This window comes from Pseudoalteromonas rubra (genome assembly GCF_005887115.1).
GTDB classification, from domain to species: domain Bacteria; phylum Pseudomonadota; class Gammaproteobacteria; order Enterobacterales; family Alteromonadaceae; genus Pseudoalteromonas; species Pseudoalteromonas rubra_F.
In genome coordinates this window covers 1-21,751 of the sequence record NZ_PNCJ01000004.1, presented here as the reverse complement: position 1 = coordinate 21,751, position 21,751 = coordinate 1, and the positions used below count along the sequence as shown (strand labels likewise).

General features: G+C 46.8%; 18 protein-coding genes. 5 read left to right on the top strand and 13 right to left on the bottom strand.

Translation table 11 applies throughout. From position 1 onward, the window contains the following. Window positions 1-5: 5 nt before the first annotated feature. A complete protein-coding gene (locus CWB98_RS00750) occupies window positions 6-215 on the bottom strand; it encodes a hypothetical protein (RefSeq protein ID WP_138543082.1) in 210 nt (69 codons plus the stop codon). Between the two features lie 190 nt (window positions 216-405). Between CWB98_RS00750 and CWB98_RS00745 the strand changes: the two genes are divergently transcribed. Then, the gene (locus tag CWB98_RS00745) at window positions 406-1,371 is read left to right on the top strand and encodes a hypothetical protein (protein WP_138543081.1); all 966 of its coding nucleotides are present in this window, start codon (window positions 406-408) and stop codon (window positions 1,369-1,371) included. On the opposite strand, the gene CWB98_RS00740 is transcribed toward CWB98_RS00745, so the two are convergent. Then, window positions 1,358-1,588: a hypothetical protein gene (locus CWB98_RS00740; protein WP_138543080.1), complete on the bottom strand. Its 231-nt coding sequence runs from the start codon at window positions 1,586-1,588 to the stop codon at window positions 1,358-1,360. The two genes, CWB98_RS00745 and CWB98_RS00740, sit on opposite strands and share 14 nt — an antisense overlap. A gap of 418 nt (window positions 1,589-2,006) precedes the next feature. Here CWB98_RS00740 and CWB98_RS00735 point away from each other — a divergent pair, with 418 nt between their 5' ends. Then, a complete protein-coding gene (locus tag CWB98_RS00735; protein WP_138543079.1) occupies window positions 2,007-3,008 on the top strand; it encodes a hypothetical protein in 1,002 nt (333 codons plus the stop codon). A 59-nt stretch (window positions 3,009-3,067) separates the two neighbouring features. Here the strand turns inward: CWB98_RS00735 and CWB98_RS00730 are convergent, their stop codons facing one another. Together CWB98_RS00730 and CWB98_RS00720 are read right to left on the bottom strand one after the other, a co-directional pair. Continuing rightward, window positions 3,068-4,663, bottom strand: coding sequence for a PepSY-associated TM helix domain-containing protein (locus tag CWB98_RS00730; protein WP_249364564.1), 1,596 nt, complete (start codon window positions 4,661-4,663; stop codon window positions 3,068-3,070). A 247-nt stretch (window positions 4,664-4,910) separates the two neighbouring features. Beyond that, entirely contained in the window at window positions 4,911-5,231 is a 321-nt protein-coding gene (locus tag CWB98_RS00720; protein ID WP_138543077.1) for a hypothetical protein, read from the bottom strand. 331 nt (window positions 5,232-5,562) lie between these two features. Between CWB98_RS00720 and CWB98_RS00715 the strand changes: the two genes are divergently transcribed. Next, a complete protein-coding gene (locus CWB98_RS00715; protein WP_138543076.1) occupies window positions 5,563-6,006 on the top strand; it encodes a GNAT family N-acetyltransferase in 444 nt (147 codons plus the stop codon). On the opposite strand, the gene CWB98_RS00710 is transcribed toward CWB98_RS00715, so the two are convergent. The 9 genes from CWB98_RS00710 to CWB98_RS00670 all read right to left on the bottom strand — a co-directional run bounded on the left by CWB98_RS00710 (window position 5,996) and on the right by CWB98_RS00670 (window position 16,990). Further along, entirely contained in the window at window positions 5,996-6,805 is an 810-nt protein-coding gene (locus CWB98_RS00710) for a substrate-binding periplasmic protein (RefSeq protein ID WP_138543075.1), read from the bottom strand. The genes CWB98_RS00715 and CWB98_RS00710 overlap by 11 nt on opposite strands. Before the next feature lie 86 nt (window positions 6,806-6,891). After that, window positions 6,892-9,954, bottom strand: a complete 3,063-nt coding sequence (locus CWB98_RS00705) for an amino acid adenylation domain-containing protein (protein WP_138543074.1) — start codon at window positions 9,952-9,954, stop codon at window positions 6,892-6,894. Beyond that, window positions 9,951-10,670 carry a DUF1796 family putative cysteine peptidase gene (locus CWB98_RS00700; RefSeq protein WP_138543073.1) on the bottom strand — a complete coding sequence of 240 codons (720 nt, stop codon included), beginning with the start codon at window positions 10,668-10,670 and terminating at the stop codon, window positions 9,951-9,953. The genes CWB98_RS00705 and CWB98_RS00700 overlap by 4 nt, the downstream gene beginning before the upstream one ends. After that, a complete protein-coding gene (locus tag CWB98_RS00695; protein ID WP_138543072.1) occupies window positions 10,667-11,770 on the bottom strand; it encodes a glycosyltransferase in 1,104 nt (367 codons plus the stop codon). The genes CWB98_RS00700 and CWB98_RS00695 overlap by 4 nt, the downstream gene beginning before the upstream one ends. 8 nt (window positions 11,771-11,778) lie before the next feature. After that, window positions 11,779-13,401, bottom strand: a complete 1,623-nt coding sequence (locus tag CWB98_RS00690) for an ATP-binding cassette domain-containing protein (RefSeq protein ID WP_138543071.1) — start codon at window positions 13,399-13,401, stop codon at window positions 11,779-11,781. Continuing rightward, window positions 13,398-14,081 (bottom strand): glycosyltransferase, encoded by a 684-nt coding sequence (locus CWB98_RS00685; RefSeq protein ID WP_138543070.1) that lies wholly within the window; start codon window positions 14,079-14,081, stop codon window positions 13,398-13,400. The genes CWB98_RS00690 and CWB98_RS00685 overlap by 4 nt, the downstream gene beginning before the upstream one ends. 8 nt (window positions 14,082-14,089) lie before the next feature. After that, entirely contained in the window at window positions 14,090-15,262 is a 1,173-nt protein-coding gene (locus CWB98_RS00680; RefSeq protein WP_138543069.1) for a radical SAM protein, read from the bottom strand. A 17-nt stretch (window positions 15,263-15,279) separates the two neighbouring features. After that, a complete protein-coding gene (locus tag CWB98_RS00675) occupies window positions 15,280-16,380 on the bottom strand; it encodes a glycosyltransferase (RefSeq protein WP_138543068.1) in 1,101 nt (366 codons plus the stop codon). 1 nt (window position 16,381) lies between these two features. After that, window positions 16,382-16,990 (bottom strand): hypothetical protein, encoded by a 609-nt coding sequence (locus CWB98_RS00670; protein WP_138543067.1) that lies wholly within the window; start codon window positions 16,988-16,990, stop codon window positions 16,382-16,384. A 1,053-nt stretch (window positions 16,991-18,043) separates the two neighbouring features. Here CWB98_RS00670 and CWB98_RS00665 point away from each other — a divergent pair. Together CWB98_RS00665 and CWB98_RS00660 are read left to right on the top strand one after the other, a co-directional pair. After that, window positions 18,044-20,221, top strand: a complete 2,178-nt coding sequence (locus CWB98_RS00665; protein WP_138543066.1) for a type I secretion system permease/ATPase — start codon at window positions 18,044-18,046, stop codon at window positions 20,219-20,221. Continuing rightward, window positions 20,218-21,540: an HlyD family type I secretion periplasmic adaptor subunit gene (locus tag CWB98_RS00660; RefSeq protein ID WP_138543065.1), complete on the top strand. Its 1,323-nt coding sequence runs from the start codon at window positions 20,218-20,220 to the stop codon at window positions 21,538-21,540. Before CWB98_RS00665 ends, CWB98_RS00660 begins: the two co-directional genes overlap by 4 nt. The last annotated feature ends 211 nt before the right edge of the window (window positions 21,541-21,751 follow it).

Genomic DNA, 21,751 nt, shown 5'->3' with positions numbered 1-21,751 from the left:
CTTCATCAGTGGTAAAGCTTGGTTTGTTTGCTGAACAAGGTCACAAAGTGTGGCAATACTCGCTCGCTGATCCGCTCACCGAAGAGACAGCTGTGGTCGCCTTCAAACACCTCAACCTGTACTTTGCTATTACTTATCTTGCTCAGCTCACGAAGACGCTGGTTTCCTTGCGCAATCCAGCTATATTCGTCTTTATTACCCACTTCAACGCGCACTGTATCCAGTTTATTGAGGATCTGTACTCAACCGTAACTACTCGCCAAAACCACTTTGCCAGGCCACTTTTACCTTAGAAAAAAGATGGGTTACAGCCCATTTAATTAAAAATTAATATTTATTCCTTTGACGAAATACAAATAAAACAGATAGATTGTTAATGAAAATTAAACGCAAAGGAAATGAAAAATGATAAAAAAAGTAAAAGCACTGACACTTGCAGCGGTTCTAAGCACTAGTTTTGTGCCTGGCATGGCATCCGCCGCAATCAACAACAATATTGGTGAGTGTAATTTCTACAATTTATTTGAGCAACACCATCGGGACGATTATGTGACCCGGGTAACTGCATCTGTTTCTTATAAAAGCTACCAAGGCTGCGCACTGGACAGGAACAACCACGTAAAATCAGTGCTGGCAAAAACCTCTTATCGCAGACAAGAACTCGAAGCTGATATCCGCCAGAAGGTATATCAGAGCATCGACTCTAACCTCAATGGCAGCTTTGACCTAGACTACGTAAACACCAACCTCAATGGACCTATGGTATTTGAGTTACGTGAGTCTGGCGGCCGTATTTTGGCTAAGGCAGGTGGCATCGGTATCAGCTCTACAGCAAAAATTACATTAAAAAACACCCCATCCTTTATTTTCAAAGCGTATGGCAGAATCAATTCTCCTGAAATCTGGGCAACAGCAGACTACAACCCTTATAGTGGCGAAGTTAGTAACATCAGAGTTAACCCGGTAAACCTAAATATTGACTTTGAAACCCGCTTTTTGGGGATCAGCATTCCTGGCTTATCAAACCTGATAGACAACTTTGTCGAATCCAAGCTATCAAGCATGGTTTATGGTGCCATTAACAGTGATAAACTGACTGGCTCTCGTACTATTTTCTCTCTGGATAAAGCGATCCCGAGTGGTGAGTTTTTCTATGGTGGTGAAGATTTGGGTGTAAAGGCAAAAGATGCCATTCGACACATCATCAGTGGGCAGTCAGTCCGTATTTCAGTCTCTGGTAATTCACTGGGCTACACCACGCATTCAGCTTCTTTAAACGTTAAGCTCTCTGACACATTGGAAATACAATTAGACAGTCAACGCAGAAAGAACCCGCTGGGCCCCGATACCTGCCCGGTTAGTTGCCTCTAAATATAGAGACTAAACCAGTAATCAGAGGCACTGTCATAAGTGCCTCGTTTCCATACCCCCAATGCGTACTAACCTGATAACCCACTTTAGGTGAGGCGCGTGTATCGAGTAGCTTAAAAGTACTCAGGGCAGTCAGTGCACTAAACACCTGTTCCCGCCTTGAAAATACCAGCAGCAAATTGCCCGCATTGTTCACGCCCTGAGTAATATATTTCAATATAGCCTTGGATGATTTCCGGATAGCCGGAGCCACCCGAACGACTCAAAGCAACAATGAGCTCTTCCTCATAATCCGGCTGCTTATCCTCATTAGAGTCCTCACTGATAAGCTCATAAAAACCGCCTGACTTTACTTACTGAGCCGAACAACCAACGAGACTCATTGCTACTGGCATTGATCATAATAGCGTTTTCTATACGAGATTCTCGATGATCACTAAACACTTTATAAGACCTGTTATGACTATCGACCCCTCAACAATTGAGGGATCTGTTGCTATCGCATCGACGATAAGCTTTCTGGCACCAGTGGAACAAGCAAACACCAAAACAAAAACATTTTATTGACATTAAATTGACATAAAAAACAAAAGGCAATACATTGATACCCAAATTGAATACAAAAGGAAATAAAAATGAGTCTTATATCAAAAGTTAAGGTCCTGACATTGGCTGCAATATTAACCTGGGGTTTTGCACCAGGGACAGCTTCTGCGGCATTCAATGAGACAGGTGAATGTGACTTTAATGAGCTGTTTGAACAATATAACAGTAACGACTACGTTACCCGGGTGAGTGCATCTGTCTCTTATAAGGGCTTTAAAAAGTGTATTCTGGATAGAGACAAAAAAATCAAAAGAATACTGGCTAAAACGTCCTTACGGCGCAAAGAACTATCAGAAGCAATTAAGCAAAAAGTTTATCAAAGCGTCGACTCTAATCTAAATGGCAGCTTTGATCTCGACTATGTAAATACCAGCCTGATAGGGGCGATGAATTTTGAGCTTAAGGAATCAAATGGCCGGATCTTAGCGAAAGTGGGTGGGGTTGGTATTAAATCCAAAGCAAAGATTACACTCAAAAGAACACCCTCGTTCATTTTTAAGGCATATGGAAGGATCAACTCACCAGAGATCTGGGCAACTGCCGACTACAATCCAAGCAATGGTGTCGTAAGCAACATCCGGGTCAACCCAGTCGACCTAAATATTGACTTTGAAACCCGTTTTCTGGGGATCAGTATACCGGTCTTGTCTACCCTGATTAATCGTTATGTTGAATCAGAGATCGCCAAGTCGATAAACCAAGCCATAAATAACGATAAGCTCACGGGTTCTCGCACCATTTTCTCACTAGACCAAGCGATCCCTAGCGGTGAATTTGTCTACGGTGGTGAAGACCTGGGTGTGAAGGCAAAAGATGCCATACGGCATATTATCAGCGGTCAGTCTGTACGAATTTCCGTTGCTGGTAACTCGCTAATCAATCGTCGACACTCAGCGTCTATCAAGGTTAAGTTTTCTAACACGTTGGAAATCCATTTAGAAAGCGAGCGCAGGAAAAACCCAATAGGCCCGGATAATTGCCCAACTATGGATTGTGAAGAGTCACCTATGTTTGTAGAGGATAAGAGTTAACGAACACAAGCCTATTACCTGACAAAAAAGGCGCTGTTACAGCGCCTTTTCTTTATCAGTTATGCCTGGGAGGCGATGGGCTCCACGTCTGTGGGTGCCATCTGTTTTTCGCTTGCATATACCCGCTTCATTGCCCCTACACAGATTGCAGACAACAACAGTAAGATAGCATCAACCAACAAGACGTCGCGTAATACACTCCCTTCGAGCTGACTGGAAACACCATACAGCAAGGTCCAGTCGGCAACTGCGACTAATGCAAACAATGCAGCACATACACCAAGCAGGCCCTTACAGAACAACTTTTGATTGGCAAATAATTGAGCAATGACGATGCAGGCGATCCACACAGCGTAAAAGCTGCGTTCAATTAAATCCGCCCTGCCAAACTGCTCTATCGGCAGGACTCTTGCCAAAACAAAGCCGACAGCCGTCGCCAAAACAATCCCGATGAAACCACCCGATGTCAGGCGTCTGACAAAGTTAAGGCTGCGCGCACTTTGCTTGCGCTGCTTAGCACGTTTATCGATCCACATTAAATTGCCGGTGATAATCAAATACGCAGTTGCAAGACCAAACAAGAAAAAGGCCATACGCATGCCATAGCCGGCAAAATCACCAAAATGCAAACTCGCAATGGTAGATAAACCGCCACGTACAGCATTGTCATAATTGTCCATCGTCAGGTAAATTTGCTCCTGACTACTCATCAGATAACGTACTTCGCGCCAAAGAGAAAAGTCATCATTACTGGTTGCAGCAAATACCAGAATGGCGCTCTCATCACCATAGTGCTCTATGCTAATACGCTCTAGTGTTACATCGCCCATAGTGGCCATCGCGCGCCGGTACATCTCGTCTACGCCTGTCATGGCCATACGCTTATCCACTTCTTCCAGGTGAGGCTGGTCGAATCCAGCGGCATCAAGTAAAGCATCCTGATTGCCCTGATACAAAATCACGGCATAAGAGATCTGATAGATAATCACCAGGTTGAATACCAGACCAGTAAAAGCGTACATAATGTGCATTGGCAAACCCATAGTGCCAATAAGGTTGTGTGCATCCAGCCACTTGTCTTTTTTGCCGTCTTTTCGGTACTGAAAGAACTTACTAAACAACTTGCGCCAATGGATCACAATACCACTGAGTATCGCGACAAAGAAAAACAAAGTCACTAAGCCCACGAAATACAGACCAGGACGGTCCAGCCCCAGGTTGTAATGAAGCAAATAGACGAACTCGGCGTAGTTATATTCATGACTGTCCCCGACCAGCTCTCCCGTTGTTGCGTCAAACAACAACGTGTGGTGTTCATGATCTTCGCCAGTCTCTGGATCCGGCTGCGCTAACTCGCTTTCAAAGCCAATTTCGATATAAGGGTTATGCTCGTCCGGGGGAAAGATGAAAAAGCCGCCATGCATTTCCACTTGGTATTGCTCTTCGATGGTTGCCAGTGCTTTGTCGAACGCTGGCGTGCCTGTTGCTGCCTTGGCATCGATCAACAAAGGGGTGCGTTCCCAGCTGGTGATATTGGCCTTAAACAACGAGATTGCGCCTGCAAAAAAGATCACAAACAGAACCGTGGAAATGATCAGCCCAACCCAGGCGTGTGCATTCGTGAGTGATTTTAACGTCTGATTATTCATCGTCATTGCCTACCTTAGCATCATCAGAGTTGTATTAAGTATGACGGAGGGTACGAACATAAGCATGAGCGCCTTAAAAGATTTCCACGCAGTTGGATAGGCATATGCCCATACAATACAGCCCGCCCAAATGGGAAATGCCAGGATCAAACCAATCAGCAGCCTGGTCCCTTCAGCAAAGGGAAGTAACAAGTTTAAGTTCAGTACCAAAGAGACTGACAAGAATAAACCGATAAACAAACCGATTAATGTTCTAGGCCACATAACTCGCCCCTCCGAAAAGTAAACTCACCAGACACAGCGCCGCGGTTATCGAGAAGGTGCGTACTTTCGAGTAACCCGAACTGATGGTGACCGTAAATAAACTCAGCATAAACACCACCAAAGCCGCCAGCATTGACGATACCCAGGGGTAATCAAAGCTAAATGTCACAATCCCGAGCATAAACAAAGAGAGTGCACTAAACCCAGCCAATGGCTTGGGCCATGCTCTGGAAATGAGGGTTTGCCGTTCGCTGCCGAGATATAAACTCAGTGCGGACAGCCACAAAGGAATAATTGCAATAAAACTCATATTTATACTAATCGTTATCATTTGCAATTATGGTACGGTTTTACACCCAGACATTCAACTACAAAGCACAAAATATAGTCGCTGATGAGCTGCATATTGCGCTGCAGACCAATTGTTATGAGTGCCTCAACGCCTGATTTTCAGGTTCATTAAAGTTTTGTTTCTTTAAACAATTTACCCTTGCAACCCGAAAAACATTGGGATTAGATAAGCAATAGCACTATCAACTCGCCCATTTTGTGGTACACCATGGCAAGATGTGGCCAGGCGAGGTGCGGCCGGCGAGGTGCAAACAAGATCTGAGCGACAGACCAGACAATGGTGAGGGAATATGGAAATAGAACTAAGACAAGCCAGTAATGCCGACAAACCTTTTCTGTTACAGCTTCGCCTGCAAACCATGGTAGAACACCTTGAGCAGGCAGGCATTTTCCTCTGCGAAGAGGCACACCTGTGTCGGCTGGAAGAAGACTATGCCTGCTCCCACTTGCTGCTCATTGATAAGGTGGTAGTAGGAACACTCAAATTTAGACTGGTAAATGAACAGGTGGACATTATGCAGCTACAAATTGCACCTGAGTTTCAGAAACAAGGACTTGGCCGAAGCACACTCGAGTACTTATTTAAGCAATACCCCAATAATCCCTTTATCCTGACAGTGCTCAAACACAATCCGGCGCGTCGTTTGTACCTTTCATTAGGTTTTGAGACCTATGATGAAGACGAGTATGAATATCTTATGCGCAGACCTGCACACAAAACATTTATGGCTTAGCTTGAGCAGAGCCGGATAACAAACGCTGAAAATGCAGGTCAATCAGTTCATCAATGGCAGCCCGATTACGTTCGATGGCCAGATTGAACTGCTGTAACCGTTTCTCGCTAAACAAGCCCGGCCGGATCATGTAATGTGCGGGGTTTTTATGTACAGTTAAACGACTTGCCCTGACGTGTGCTTTATAGGGTTCCCGGTTGATCAGGTAAATGCCGGTGAACAAATCTTCCACCGCGTAATCAACGCGCTTTCGCACCAGTAAATCAAAGCGCTCTGTCGCTAAGTTGATGTCAACCACACAATCCGGACACTGCTGAGCAACGCGGGAAAATGCTTCGCCGTAAACACTGCCACGATTCACAGCCACAAGCGACTTGGTCAAAAAATGCAGGGTTGGCGCAAATGCATGTTGCGGGCTCAGGGGGTTATCCGCGTGGCGAAACAATTGCATGACTTCATCCCGGTACGGCACACTGAATTCTGAAAACTTGCGTCGCTCCTGGGTGAAGCTGGCTGCAAAAATCACATCGACTTTGCCTTTTTTAAACTCCTCAAAAGCTCTGCTTGACGAGGGAAAAGTCACATAGCGCCAACATAAATTGGCATGTTTCAGAACCAGCTCCAGGATCTCAATATCCAGACCCCGATACTGCTCATCCACTCGATATGAGTATGGCGGCCAGTTGTCGCTGGCACTGACAGTGACTGCTTGATCACAGGATTGTGCAATGGCTATATTTGGCGCCAGGCCCACTACACTGACCAGCAAAAAGCTCATACAATGACGAAAAAAGCGCATAGTCCCCCTCACACAACACTTACCAGCTTAGACCATAACATGCTCTTTAACCGATGACCCTAATTTTACGCAATAAATCAAAGCGTTCAGCTCGGGGTTACTCCATAGCTTAATTGCTTAAAAGCCTTAACCAAATGCGCTGATAGCACGTCAAGCCAACGCTGGCTTACAATACCGGCATCACTTTTTAATTCTACCATCAAACCGCCTTCTTGCTCACGTACAAATCGGATCTGCAACCAGTAATAGAGTTGCCCAAAGGAAAAAACGTCTTCGTCTTTGAGCCAATCGGTTGCACTCAAGCCAAGCCTTGGCTGAGCAAACAATTGCTGCTCAGGCAGTTCAATATGACTGGCAAAAGCCAGCGAAATTCTTGGTGCCTGAGTTTGAACAAGTGCTTTAAAAGACGGGTCCTCGCTGAATAAACTCAACCAGCCATAACTGTGCCCGCCCACGGGAGGTGCAAGTAAGTCCGCGCAGGTTATGTCGAATTGCGCTTCAACAGATTCACGGCCATGTAGCAACAAAGGGGCGCTTTGAGCAAACCAGCCAACAGCCTGACCTACTTCAACGGTGATTCCGTGCTCCAGATCATTTAAAGGTTGTCTGCCGTTGTTTTCCAGCGCCACCACCATAGACCTTTCTGCTGTGCACGCTCGGTAACTATGAGCCAGCGCCGCACAAAGAACAGTCTGCAGAGACTGACCCTGCTGAGCAAGCCGTGACGTCAGGGCAGCGATCTGTTCCGGATCCCCCAGCACAGTCTGGCTACTGACTGATTGTAGCGTGTCCAACTGCGTGAGTTTGCGCTCTGCTTCCTGACAAAAAACTCCTCTGCCACTGAGCGCGCGACGCCAGTAAACAAGATCTTCATCAAACCGGCCTGCCATTACTGCGCAATGCCACTGCTGTTGCCAATGCAACAATGCCCAGTCTCGTTGCCGGTCAAACTGTCGCGGCGCGTGCAACAGGCTGTCGAGATCATTACTGAGCACCTGAAGGCTGATATCGTCGACCAGCAGATGACTCACTCCCACAGCCACAACCTGGCCGTAGCGACTGCGATAGCTGGCAATGGTCACTAACTGTTCCTGCAAAGACGATTCCGCGAGACGGGACTTAAAAGCGTCGCAGGCTTGTCGTTTAAAGTCATCAAAACTGGTCACGTCAAGCTCACTGGTCAGGTGTAAAGCCCCTTTACTGATGGCCTGTGTCATCTCTTTCACATTAAAGCGCAACCTCAGCGTGGGATACTTACGCAGTAAGATCCGCGCAACTTGATGCACCTTGTCACTACTGATCTGCTGGCGGGTAAACAATACAGAGCACACTTGCCAGCGGGCGACCTGCTCAACATGGATCATGGCCAGTTTATTCGGCAAAGCGTAATTAAGCAGCTCAGATGAGAAGTGTAGCTTGCTTGCATTGCCATTGTGTTCCAACTGAGACAGTGGCGTATCATTTAGCAATTGAGACAAAGATAAGCGCCAGCCATGCTGTTTGGCACGCAGCTGCAATGCCAGTGCCTTGAGTGAATCGCCCCCCTGCTCCTTATACCCTTTATACATGGCAAGCTTGGCAAGTGGTATATTCAAACTGTGCGCAATGAGTTCAGACGCAGAGGCTACCTTGTTAGATTGCACAAACCGCTGCTGCGCGGTCCGCTGTAATGCCTGCTTATCAATTTTACCAATCGTCGTGGTTGGCAGCTGAGAGTAATAGTAGAACTGTGCAGGCAACATGTAGTCAGGCAAAGAGTGGCGCAACGCCTTGCGTAGCTTAGGCGTGTGTGTGTCATGCAGCGCTCCGGCAACAAAGGCTATCAGTTCACTACCCATAGCCAGTACCGCTGAACTCTGTACACCGGGGTATTGATCCAGTACCGCTTCGATACCTTCAAGCTCTATCCGGTGTCCCAGTAAGTTAACTTGATTGTCTTGGCGACCCAGATAAGTGATAAGCCCTTGTTCGTCCCGCTTGACCAAATCGCCACTGCGATAGAAGCGCTGCGCACAGCCTAACCGCTGCATCGTTATAAACTTATCGGCCGTTTTTTGTGGCTCAGCCAGGTACTCTAAAGCCAGGCCCTCACCCCCAATCAGTAACTCCCCTTCTTTGGCTGGCCGGTTCTGAGCATCAACGATCAGTAAGATACTGCCTGCCGACGGACGACCAATGGGCACCCTTTGCCGTTGCAGGTCCTGGCGTGTAACGCGGTGTAAACATGATGTCACTGTGGCTTCGGACGGACCATACTCATTATAAAGCGCGACTCGTTCGAACAAGTTTAGCCGCTCCCAGTGGCGCACTATATTGTGGCTGAACTCCTCACCACCAAGAATTGCCGTGCTAAGCGTCATGTCCGAAAGCCAGTCTTGAGCACGCGGATCCGCCAGAAAGGTTGCCAGCAGGCTGGGTGGTACATCAATATGGGTGATTTTGTACGAGATACACACAGCCGCAAACTCTGCCGGATCAAGGACTGTACGCTGTGTAAAGTATACACAAGCGCCGGCTGAGAGAAACATCAGCAGCTGCTGCAAATAAGCATCGGTCGAGCTGGATAAAATACACAACGCACGGTCATCTGGGGTTAATTGATACTGTTGTCGTGCAGCCTGGATCTGCTGAGCCAGACTGTAGCGAGAAATGCTGATACCTTTGGGCAGACCAGTACTGCCGGAAGTGTACACATGATAAGCAACATGCCGTTTTTCGTTATCGACATTGTCAGCAGAGAGTATATCCACGTAGTGCACAGCAGATGCCTGATTACAAGACAGGGCAATTTTGCAGCCAGCGACACCCAATTGAGGGTCATTCTGGCTGTAAAGCACGACCCGCACCTGACTACGTGCCAGCATATGCTGCTTGCGAGCCACCGGGAAACGGGTATCCAGGCACACAAAAGGACATCCCATCAGTAGCGCACTCAACACGCCTGCCGCACTTAGTCGCGGATCATCCCCATAGATGGCGACACACTCATTCGGCTGAACGTCAAATCTCTTCAGCTGAGCAAGGCAGCAGGCAACCCGTTCTCGCAACTCACCATAGGTCAATGTCCAGTCATCGCCAACTAAAGCCTGTACCTGAGCTGGTTGTTTGAGGATCCGGGCGACCGTATCAGCCACTGTGACAAGGTTCATGCCGACTCCTTGACAGCGCTGAGTCCGGAAAATCCGTTGACACCCACTAACATATCACTCCAGTGCTGGAGTTCACGCCCTTCCATCCAGGGTTCATCATTGTCAAAAGTGTACTTGCGGGTAAATGCCAATCCGGGACGGCTGTGTTCAGAAAGCTCATCGTGAAACGTTGCCACCAGCAGGCCCACTTTTGCGTTTGGACACACCTGCTCAAGCGTTGCTTTTAAAGCCAGTGTGTTAGCCAGGATTTCGTCGGGCGTTTCGAATTGCCAGTCGGCATGCTCCTCCATGGCTACACTCAGGAAAAACAATACACTGTCGAGGCTGGCAAGCTCAGTAAAAAAGCGCGCGCAGATCCCATCAAATTTCTCGCGAAAGATCGGATACTCCCGAGCCAAATCGTGGTTTTCCAGCGCAAAATCGTGGGCCGATAAATATCCAGCCGAGGGGTCGGCATACTTGCGATATTCTTTGCAGTCGGGCTCATAGGGCGTTAAGTTTTCCAGTAACAGCACTTCTTTGCAACGCGTTTGCAATGCTCTGTCGAGATCGGCAACAGAGCGCCCGCCTATCCAATCGAATGGGCCACGCCGACACCCCAAATCCAGTTGACGGGTCAGGTGTCTGGGTCGACAGTCCATGCCCAGACTGTGTATCCGACTATAATTACCCGCAATATAAGGGTTACCTGCCTGGACCGATAAGGGATTACTCATGCACAGGCTCCTTTACCTTGTAATTTGTTTAAACAAACGCGCCCTATCACCCGCCACCAGGTCGGTACTTCCAGCATCACACGCGCAAATGGGATCAGGCACAGCTTGAGCTTATGGTAAGGGATAGTACGAAACTCACTGCTCGCCTTACTGTACAGCCAAAAGGTTTCGACAAATCCCAGTGCTGTCCAGGCTGCTACCAGAGCTACACCAACCGCCGTGCTGAACAAAAATGCACTCAGCAAAATCAAAGGCATCAAAAGAAAGATACTGACAGAGATCATGTCAATCCGATGGCGCAGGCCCAGAATGGTTTTGTCAGCCATCTGGGCTCGATAAAACTCGGCCTTATGCAGAGCCACTTCAACAAACCCCTGCGACCAGCGACGGCGTTGTTGCAGCAGCGCACTAAAGGTTTGCGGGGGGTGCGTCAATGCCTCTATTTCAGGCGCATAAAATACGGTATAACCCAGTTCCAGGCCCAGTAAACAGGTTTCTCTGTCTTCACCGCTGCGCAGCCCGCTATGGCGGGATAGTAAATCTGCAATGACAGGTCGCTTATACAGGCACCCAGCCCCCGGCATGATAGGTACGCTGCCTTCATTTTTACTGAACTGATAGCTGGCTCGTTCCAGAGCATATTCCAGCATCTGAAACTGCACCGCGGGTGTGTTGCCCGCCGTGGGGCGCATGCTGAAATAGCATCCCATAGAGGTGGGTTCTGCTGCCAGTTTACGATGTACTTCAGGCAGATTATCCAAACCCTGAAGCTCTGTATCAAAGTCGGTGAAAATAATGTACTTATGCGGCAAAGCTTTGATCAGGGTGTAAAGTGCCCCAATCTTTTGGCCATTTGGCGTCACCCGGCTAAGACTAAGATGTGTCAGCTGTTCAGTATTGGCCGAAAAAGGCTGGTCGGTTGAGCCATCATCAATCAGGATGATATCGAGTTCAGGATGGCGCGCTGCCAGCGCATCAAAGTATGCGAGACGCTCGGCAAAGTGCGTTTTATCGCCCGCTTCATTGTAAAATGGCACCAATACCGCCGTCGTTTCGGTATGTACCCGCTGTTCCAGCCAGGTTAACTGATAATCTTTCATAACACTCCTTAGTGCGATTTAACCAATGACAGTGCCTGTGCCGGATAGGGATGAAGCTGGCCGTCCCGCATCAGGTAATGACAGTCGCAACACTCAAAGTAAGCCTCATCATGCGTGATCACGAACAGTGTTTTGCCCATGGCTTTGAGCGTCGGTAGCCATTGCCGGTAAAATACCTGTCTGCTTTGCGGGTCGATGTTGGCTGCAAACTCATCCAGCACCAGAATCGGCCGCTCTTCCATCAAAGCCTGCACCATGGCCAGGCGCTTCAACTGACCCGTAGACAAACGAGTATTGGTGAATCGACCCGCCCGAAACTGAACTTTGTCACTCAACTCGAGCCTTTCCAGCCACTGATTAATCGTTTCTTCGCCCATAGGCTGACCATAGCGATTTGCAAATACCACACTGTCTGCGGAAATACCTGCAAAGAGCTGCCGATAGGCCAGTAACTGTTCCTTATCCAGCGCAACGTTGTCGAGCCAGACTTGTCCGCTTTTTGGTGTGTACAAGCCACTCAGCAGACGCATGAAAGTGGTTTTCCCCGAACCATTTCCGCCGGAAATAAACACGATATCACCTCGATTCACGGTCAGATTAATTGGCCCCACAGCGAACCCTTGCTGATACTCAAAGGTTAGCTTTTGCAGTGTCAGCTGATGTGAAAACGATGCCTGATTAAACGCCGCATTGTCTTCGCTCGCGTCACTGGCCAGTTGTTTAATTTCAGCCAGCTTGTCTTGCGAGACCTGAAGCTGGCTAAGCACCCGAAACAACTCCATGCTGCTGTGAAATGGACTCACGATAAACAGAGTGATGATCACAAAACTGATGCTTTGCTGAGGCGATAAAGCAAACCATAAAGGAGCAACAAACACCGCCACAGCGGCGAGCAGGTATAGCGCGGCCATCAGCATCAGTTGATTGTGCGCAAAACGGCACTCGGCCATGATTTTATTATGCTGAACCTTGTTCGCATCACGACTCAGGTACTCTTGGTAGAGGCTGTCGTTGCGCGTGGCATTTTGTTTGACTTCCAGTATCCCCATCAGCAAATCGTGCAGGTGTGTGAAAAAGCTGTCTTCGGCTTCGCGTGCGCGTTCATACCCCTGATGGATACCAGCAAAGCGCAGACAATAAACAATGACCGCAACGGCCATCAACCCCAGCGCCAGAAGTGCTCCCACAGGCGCAATGACAAACATATAAACCAGTGCTGCTAGCACAGTAAACAAGTGGCCCACACTCAGCGCTACAAATTGATTCAGCTGGCTGAGCGTATTGGCATCGTATGCAATCGCAGACAAAATCCGCTCCTGGCCAAATTGTTCAACCATTTGCAGCCGGGCACGACGTACTGCATCCAGAATATCCAGCCGAACCTCTTTGATGGTGGTTTCGGTTAGCCGGATCACGCTGCGCTGAAAGGTAAGTTGAACAACAACAAAAGCGCAAAAAGCCACAACAAACCACAGCGCACCTTGCATCAGGTTGGCTGAATTCGTGCTATCCAGTTGTAGTGCCATGGTAAATGTATGCAGTATAAAGATGGTGCTGCAAGCACTCAGGCTGCTTAACAGCACCAGTTTGAATGACAGTACCTGCCACAAGGCTTTGCACTTGTCTATCATGCCTGGCCTCCCAGACTGCGGGCATAAAGCCGCTCAGAAAGTTGCCAAAGCAAGCCACCGAGCACCAAAGAGCAGTAATATCTGACGTAGCCGTGGGTGCGAAACTTGCGCTCGTTGTGGACAAAATGGCCACCTTTTAGCCACACATACCGTCCCCCCTGGCGCTGGCAGCGCACACCCAGATCAGTGTCCTCGCCACGCAATAATTGCGTATTGAAGCCATCCACAGCCCTGAATAAGCCTGCTGCGACAAAACAATTACCACCCATGCTTTGATGTCGACGATTAAAACGGTTAATGTCGGCCGCAATAAAACGACCTAGCCAGTGACCACTGTCACTTTGCAGTGGCGCGGTTCCATACACTGAATTGCCTGTGCCCAGAGCGAGCTGCCCTACCAGTTCAGGCACGTTTTCACTGCATACCGTATCGGCATCAAGAAACAAAAATATCTCGCCTTTTGCCTGCGCTGCTCCGTAATTACGGGCCGCCGCAGCACTGCCGGCGGTAATGGAAAAAACCTGCTCTGTATATCTGCGAGCTATCTCTGCGGTTGCGTCAGAGCAACGATCACAAACCACTATCAGTTCTGCGTTTTCAGGCAAGTGAGCGACCAATGCTGGTAAACTGATTGCGAGCACTTCGGCTTCATTGTGGGCAGGCAAGATCACTGACAACATAGGCACCTCTAGAGCAAAAAGTTATGCGCATCGGGGCAGGCATTAAGCACTTTAAGGCTCTGCTGACGCATTGTTTTGGCCGCTCGTTGATAAGGTTCGGAAGCAATTAGCTCCTCAATGGGGGTGTCGAGCACATTACCAAAAATCAGATCCGGGAACTGCTTGGTCATTACCAGCTTACCGCCAATGTCGACGTCCAGTTTGACGCCCATTTTGAGGTAGTGAGGTCGTGCTGGCATCTTGCCGCGATAGTACTGGCGAATTTCGTCAGCATCGTAGTCTGGCCCGAATAACACCGGGATCTGCGCAGGATAAGCACGTAATGTGTCTATGGTCTCGATTACCTGCTCGATATAGTCCGGCCGAAAATCCCCCATATCGAATCCGGTATACGAATTTGGTACAGTGTCATAGTCCTCACAAAAACGGTGATATTCACTGCGCGCCATCATGTCCACCACCCACAGGTGGTTGTAAATCATCCAATCAACACCGGCTTGCTCGCATTCGTTCAGTAACTCAGTCGCCCTGTCCAGATTCTTGGCCATCATGGTGTTTTCCACCCCAATCAGCCATTGTTTACCTTCCTTTTTGCCCTCAGCCAACAGCTCAATACCCGCCATTGTTTTGTTATAAGTGCCTTTTCCCCGGATCGAGTCATGAATGTCCTTTGGGCCGTCGATAGAGATCAAAAAAGCCAGCTGGTCGTGATACTTACTCAGTACTTCAAAATGGCGTTTAATCATCAGACCGTTGGTACAGATGTAGATAAAACACCCGGCTTCAGCCAGACGGCTGAGAAACTTCGGAAAGTCTGGGTGTAAGGTAGGCTCACCACCAGTTAAGATAATGTCGCAGCGCTGGCGCTCTACAAAGTCAAACAGGTGTCCACTCTGTTCATAGGGAATGGCGGTGGGATCCAGACCATGGTGAAAACCGGTTTCACGCCACTGAAAACACTGTTCACAGCGCAGATTACAGCTACTGGTCATTTTAATTACCAGCTTACAGATATTGTCTGCTTCCACTTTTCCGCTTGCGGCATAGCGTCTGAGGGCATTAGCCACACGGTCGGTACTGGCCTGGTGGTGAGCGGTAAAGCCCGGATTTCTGGCCATAAAGTTTTGGTGTGCTTGCGGTAATTCGCTGACCGCTAGTTGCGTGGCTTTTTTAGTCCACATAATCGACTCCTACAATCTTATCTGCTACTTGCGAGTAAATGGTGACAAATCTGTTGTGATGCATTGGCATTAACCAAAGAGGCAGCCTGCATGGCCGTCTGCCTGCGCAGCTCGGCGGATGCCTGTAAGCGACTGAGCAACTCACTCAACTCCTGCTCACACTCGGCGTTCAACGCTGCGCCCTGCGCCACAAATACCGCACGGTTGTGTTGTTCCTGCCCGGGCAAAGCGCCATGAATAATCAAACAGGTATTAGTCAGCGCCGCCTCTGTCAGCGTCAGACCACCTGCTTTTGTGATGATGATGTCGGCTTGCGCATAAAATGACTGCATGTCAGACACAAACCCTGTCAGTTCTAATCGCTGCTGAGTAATGTCATTGCCAAAACGTGTTTTCAGCTGCTCATACAGCGCCACATTCTGGCCACAAATAACGGTCACTTTGCCAAACTGCGCTTGTGCCAGTAGCAGCGCAACGGTAGAGGCAGAAATACCCAACCCCCAGCCACCGCCACATAACAAAACACAGAGTCTCGCGCCACATGTCTGGACAGAGGTTTCAGGTGAAGTTGTGACATTCTGCGTGCCCTCAGTGGGGATACCCAGAGGTAAAATGCGGGTCCCTCTGGCGCGATGCCAGTCCAGTACCGGATGGTCATACTGGTGAGAAATAAACAGGCGTGTTAAAGGGGTACGCCAGCCGTTGGAAATTTGATAATCACCCAGCACGCCACTGATCTCAACCTGGTGTCCAGCCAGTCTGGCAAAGTAGCGGGCGAAAAAAGCGCCATAGTAACTACATGCCAACACTTTACTGTGACGACGGAGCACCGCTTTGGCTTCGTTAAGCTTATTATTGCCCTTGAACGCCAACCATATGGGTAACAACCGATAGAGAAACGGGTAAAACCAGCGACTGGCATACAACTTACTGTGATGTTGCTTGCCCGACATACACCACTCATAGTATTGGCCAAATAGTATGTCGGATAACCACCGTGGCAACAGCTCAGATACTGACATCAGCTCGACCTGTTCACCTTGCTGACGAAAGCTGTTCGCCAGCGCCAGTGCCAGCGCTCGCGAACCGGCTCCAGATTCAACATACAGAAGCAGCATGCTACTGCACTCGCTCAAGTGGACGAGTGGTGTTTAACCACAGCGCCCTGACCTCAGCCAGCTCCAGTTTCATCACCACCATATCCTGTTTCGGCCCGTAGAAACTCTCAAAACGTCCAAGCGACGTGAACTGTAAAGAATGATAGATATTGAGAATATTTGACTGCTCAGTGTCGGCAAAAACTTCGATGTATAATTCTTCGTAGTTGGTCTCTTCCAGCAATACTTTTAGCGTATCAAGCAACATCGCCATTTTTACCAGAGGAGATACATTTTGATCAGCAACAAACCAGCCACCCCAGACAATGCTTTTTGGATCCCACAACCGATAGTGATAGCCTGACATGCCAATCAATTGCTCGTCCTGCTTAAAGCACCAGTAGTGACGACCATTGTCTATGCCCGCAGCCAGACAACGACGGTGGAAGTCGATAGTACGTATGGTGTCTTCATTGAGCCCGTCGACCATAGCATGCTCAATAAATTCAAGCTGCTCATCACCAAATGATACCGCTGTCTTTTCAAGCCCTTGATGATTCATAAAGCGCTCGGTACGGCGCATTTTTTGTACTAAAAGTTCTGCTCTGCGATCTTTAAATTGCTGTTCCATATCCGGCCACCCATTTTGTTGCTGTGCTCTGATAGCCTGCAAGTTATTATAATTATTAGATAAAATCGCTTATGGAAAAGTGATGAATGGTTACGAGAGCACAATGAACACTGAGCAATGGTTATTCTAACTGATGATAAAACAGCCCATTTCAATACTATTAACATGGACTTTTTTGCTTAACATTGGGCGGTAAATGCCTTCATGATTCTGGTCAGGAAATACGTGTTGTTCTGTATGACATGAGCCAACATTTACACTCAAAAGTTTGCCAATGATGCAAATAGACAGGCCTGTTTTTAAAGCCAAATCTCCTCTTACGACTCGGCACAAACTCCTCCCCATCATGCCGGCCTTGAGCCGGTATCTATTTACAGACGCATGTTATGCCAGACAAAGCACCATCAACGGCGTGACCTTCAGCAAGATCCCGTCTCGAGCAGAGGGGTGACGGGTGAAAAGGATCAGGTTTGTGTTGGCTCATAAGAAACTCGAAAAGAGGATGTGCTTTGCAACCAGACCCCACCAGAACAGAATTTAGAACAGACAACGGCCTACCACACGATTCTTCATCATCATACCGCCCCTGAGTTCGTGAACATAACAAGTACAAGCACTCAACATAGTTTTCAAAGGTAAAGCTGGCACGATTGTCGATGGCAAAATAGCACTGGTTATCCCACTTCATCAAGCTGGGCGCAAAGTGCTCACTCTATGCTCAATGGATTAAGGATGACTACGAGTAGTAGGGTTGGCTCTTTATACTCTCCCATGAATACGCACTGAACATCTGAAATCTGGATTATAAAGAGCTTTACCACCATACCTATACGCATTTTAATAAAAAAGTACTGTTTTCACATTTGGTACTATTGTATTATTTATAGAGACTTATCGTTAGAGTGATTCGCTGAAAATATTTAATCAGCTTGTTTCTTAAAAAGAACAAAAAAATAACAAACCATCGATTGTGCGTAGTTTTTTTGCTCACCTCTTCTTATAAACATAACCACTATAAATTTATTTACACAGTAAAAGTCACATGAGGTAGTTGTGAACAATAACGAGCAAGATATATTCTTATCTGGCCTACAATGCATTGCCCTATTGGGCAAATTCCACCAAATCAATGTTAATACCGACGAGCTATACACCAAATATAACCATCAAAAAATGACTGAGCTTGCTTTAACAGAGACTCAGCTTCTGCGTGCAGCAAAGTCAACGGGGTTTAAAGCAAAATTCATTTCAATCGACATCGATAATATTAATGAACACAGTTTGCCTGCTATTGCCCAAAAAAAAGATGGTCGTTTTTCGATCATCGCAAAGATTAATGACAAAGGGGTTTTGATACATGACTTGTCTATAAGCAATGCACCCGAAGTAATAAGCTTTCATGATTTTGAGCAATCTTTTACTCACAGTTTTCTATTTTTATCACCTAGAAAGCAAGCGCTTTCTGAAAAAGCAAAGTTTGGTATCAAATGGTTTGTTCCGGCAGTTAAAAAGTATAAGAAACTTTTTATTGAGGTATTAGTTGCATCATTTTTTATACAGCTTTTTGGCTTAGCTTCACCAATATTCTTTCAAGTAGCCATTGACAAAGTCATGGTACATAACGGCCTTACAACATTAAATGTATTAGCTACAGGTTTTTTCTGTGTCATATTATTTGAAGTGCTGCTTTCAGCCATCCGAGCCTTCTTGTTTAGCCATACAACCAATAGAATAGATGTCGGGCTCGGCAGTGAAATTTATCAGCATATGTTAAAGCTGCCATTAGCCTACTTTAAATCGCGGAGAGTGGGCGATACCGTAGCCAGGATAAAAGAGCTCGATAGTATTCGAGAGTTTATGACAGGTACTTCACTCACCCTGATTTTAGACCTGCTTTTTACATTCGTGTTTTTTGCGGTGATGTTTTATTACTCCAGCGACCTTACATGGATTGTTGTTGCTAGCCTCCCCTTCTACTTTGTAATTGCATACTTGCTAGGCCCCTCTATTCGTAGCACATTAGAGAAAAAATTTAAGCACAGCGCGGAAAACCACTCATATTTAGTAGAGTCAGTGCATGGGGTTGAGACTATTAAGTCGATGGCCGTAGAGCATACAATGGGTAACAAGTGGGATGAAAAATTAGCACAGTATACAAATGTGTCTTTTAAAGCATTTCAATTGAACAACTTATATAGCCAAACTTCAAATTTTATCACTAAAACTGTCGGCTTATTAATTTTATATTTTGGCTCACTGGCCGTAACCGAGGGAACTTTAACCATTGGCCAGTTCATTGCCTTTAACATTCTGGCACAGAGAATTGCCGCACCTATTATGCGATTTGCCAGTGTATGGCAAGACTTTCAACAGGCAAAAATTTCTATTGAACGTTTAGGTGATGTGCTTAACACACCGACCGAATCCGGCACAAATAGCAAGTTAGAACTGCCCAAATTACGGGGGGAAGTCATTTTTGAACATACTTGTTTTAGCTACTCGCCGGAGCGAGCCAATGTATTAAATGATATCAATCTAAAGGTCTCTGCTGGAGAGGTAATTGGGTTAGTAGGACGTTCTGGATCTGGAAAAAGCTCCCTAACTAAACTAGTACAAAGACTATATTTACCAAACTCGGGGCGAATTTACATCGATGGCGTTGATATCAATTTGATCAATCCTGCTTGGTTAAGGCCTAGAGTCGGTGTTGTGCTACAGGAGAATTTTTTATTTAGCGGCACGATTCGTGAAAATATCGCTCTTTCGGATCCTTCCGCTTCACTTGAAAGAGTGATTGAAGCTGCGCAATTAGCGGGGGCTGAAGAGTTTATTTTAAAACTACCTGAAGCCTACGATACCCAAGTTGGTGAGCAAGGCTCAGCCTTATCAGGCGGACAGCGTCAGCGTTTAGCTATCGCAAGGGCACTGTTGTCAAACCCTGCAATACTCATTTTTGATGAAGCCACCAGTGCTCTTGATTATGAGTCTGAACGCATTATTCAACAAAATATGCAAAAGATAGCCAAAGGCAGAACCGTTTTTATAGTGGCGCATCGCTTGTCGGCCGTTAGAGACGCTGATCGTATCTTGGTACTAGACAACGGCCGTATCGTTGAACAGGGTGCGCATAAACACTTACTAAAATTAGAAGGTATTTATGCACATTTAGCAAGCCTGCAAGATAACACGGTCGCGCAATCAAAAACGCCCAAAAGAGCGAACGTATCATGAGCAAATTAATTGTAAATACCAAGCTCATTGAGTTCTTACCCCCAGTATTAGAAGCGCAAACTGCTCCGCCGCCTAAACTGGTGCGCGGCGTACTTTGGGTACTCGTTACCTTTTTTAGTCTAGCAATCATTTGGGCCATAATTGGGCGAATTGATATTGTGGCAAAGGCACAAGGTCAGTTAATACCGCTTCAAAAAGTCAAGGTTATCCAACCACTCGAAACGGGCTCAGTTCAGGAAATACATGTTAAGGATGGCGACAAAGTAACTAAAGGCCAGCTACTCGTGTCGTTAGAGCCTGTACTGGCTGAGTCAAATTATAGGCAAACCCTGCAATCGCTGACTAATTTTGAGCAGCAGCGGTTAAGACGGTTACAGCTCCTACAGTTAATACAAAACCCGCCAACATTAGATGATGCGAGTTCAGCGTTAACAGCGGAGCATAAACAACTATTAAAGGCCGAGTTTATACAATATCAGAATGAACAAGCCGTGTATGAAGCAAAACTCTCAGAGTTAGAAGCGCAGCTTGCTGGCGCAAAAGCCAAGCTTGTGCAGTTAGATAAAATTTTGCCTTTGCTCATCGAGCGTGTTGACTCGCTTGAATCGTTACAAGACCAAAAACTTGTTGCTCGATCCACATACTTAGAGCTTAAGCAGCAAGCCGTACAGCAACAAGAGCAACGCCTAATTGAACTAACCAATGTGAGTTCAATTAACCATGCCATTAAAACAAACGCTCAGGAGCAAAGAACCCACTCAACAGAGCTTCAAAAATTGCTTCACTCAGAAATTAGTCAAATCAACGAAGAAATATTAACGCTGCAACAAGAGCTTGAAAAGCAACAGTACCTAACGGAAAAAAATCAATTGTTAGCGCCTGTAAGCGGCGTAGTTGAGGCATTGCAACTATCGACCATAGGAGAGGTTGTCACCCCGGCGCAGCAATTATTAACCGTAGTACCTGACGATGATGAGCTTATTGTGAATGCACAGCTATTAAATAAGGACATTGGTTTTACCTTTGTGGGACAAGACGCTGTAGTAAAGATAGACAGCTTTCCCTTTACCCGATATGGCTCTATCTCGGGTGAAGTGATTGAAGTATCGACCGATGCAGTTAAAGACGACCAACTCGGTTTGTATTTTCCGATTAAAGTGCGATTGCACAATCAGCACATTAATGTGGAAAACAGGGAGGTCCCCTTAAGTGCAGGCATGAGCGTTAACGTTGAAATTAAAACCGGCAATCGCCGCATCATAGAATTTTTACTGTCGCCCATTATTCAGCACTTAGATGAAGGGGCGAGAGAGCGTTAATTCAGGATAAACAGAAGTGCAATTTAAAAAGCAAATTTTAAAACAGCTAGAAAATATAAAGTATAAAACCTTAAATGAAGAATAGAATTATATTAAAGAATAAATAACATGTATAAAACATTACTAATCACGGGGTTAGTTACAACAACTTTCAGTTTTAGCTTGTATGCTCAAGCTATTGATTTCCCCAAATCAAAACGCGCTTTAAATG

Coding starts and splice junctions, on each gene's coding strand:
- CWB98_RS00745 (WP_138543081.1), top strand. CDS start 406: ATGATAAAAAAAGTAAAAGCACTGACACTTGCAGCGGTTCTAAGCACT.
- CWB98_RS00735 (WP_138543079.1), top strand. CDS start 2,007: ATGAGTCTTATATCAAAAGTTAAGGTCCTGACATTGGCTGCAATATTA.
- CWB98_RS00730 (WP_249364564.1), bottom strand. CDS start 4,663: ATGACGATGAATAATCAGACGTTAAAATCACTCACGAATGCACACGCC.
- CWB98_RS00720 (WP_138543077.1), bottom strand. CDS start 5,231: ATGAGTTTTATTGCAATTATTCCTTTGTGGCTGTCCGCACTGAGTTTA.
- CWB98_RS00715 (WP_138543076.1), top strand. CDS start 5,563: ATGGAAATAGAACTAAGACAAGCCAGTAATGCCGACAAACCTTTTCTG.
- CWB98_RS00710 (WP_138543075.1), bottom strand. CDS start 6,805: ATGCGCTTTTTTCGTCATTGTATGAGCTTTTTGCTGGTCAGTGTAGTG.
- CWB98_RS00705 (WP_138543074.1), bottom strand. CDS start 9,954: ATGAACCTTGTCACAGTGGCTGATACGGTCGCCCGGATCCTCAAACAA.
- CWB98_RS00700 (WP_138543073.1), bottom strand. CDS start 10,670: ATGAGTAATCCCTTATCGGTCCAGGCAGGTAACCCTTATATTGCGGGT.
- CWB98_RS00695 (WP_138543072.1), bottom strand. CDS start 11,770: ATGAAAGATTATCAGTTAACCTGGCTGGAACAGCGGGTACATACCGAA.
- CWB98_RS00690 (WP_138543071.1), bottom strand. CDS start 13,401: ATGATAGACAAGTGCAAAGCCTTGTGGCAGGTACTGTCATTCAAACTG.
- CWB98_RS00685 (WP_138543070.1), bottom strand. CDS start 14,081: ATGTTGTCAGTGATCTTGCCTGCCCACAATGAAGCCGAAGTGCTCGCA.
- CWB98_RS00680 (WP_138543069.1), bottom strand. CDS start 15,262: ATGTGGACTAAAAAAGCCACGCAACTAGCGGTCAGCGAATTACCGCAA.
- CWB98_RS00675 (WP_138543068.1), bottom strand. CDS start 16,380: ATGCTGCTTCTGTATGTTGAATCTGGAGCCGGTTCGCGAGCGCTGGCA.
- CWB98_RS00670 (WP_138543067.1), bottom strand. CDS start 16,990: ATGGAACAGCAATTTAAAGATCGCAGAGCAGAACTTTTAGTACAAAAA.
- CWB98_RS00660 (WP_138543065.1), top strand. CDS start 20,218: ATGAGCAAATTAATTGTAAATACCAAGCTCATTGAGTTCTTACCCCCA.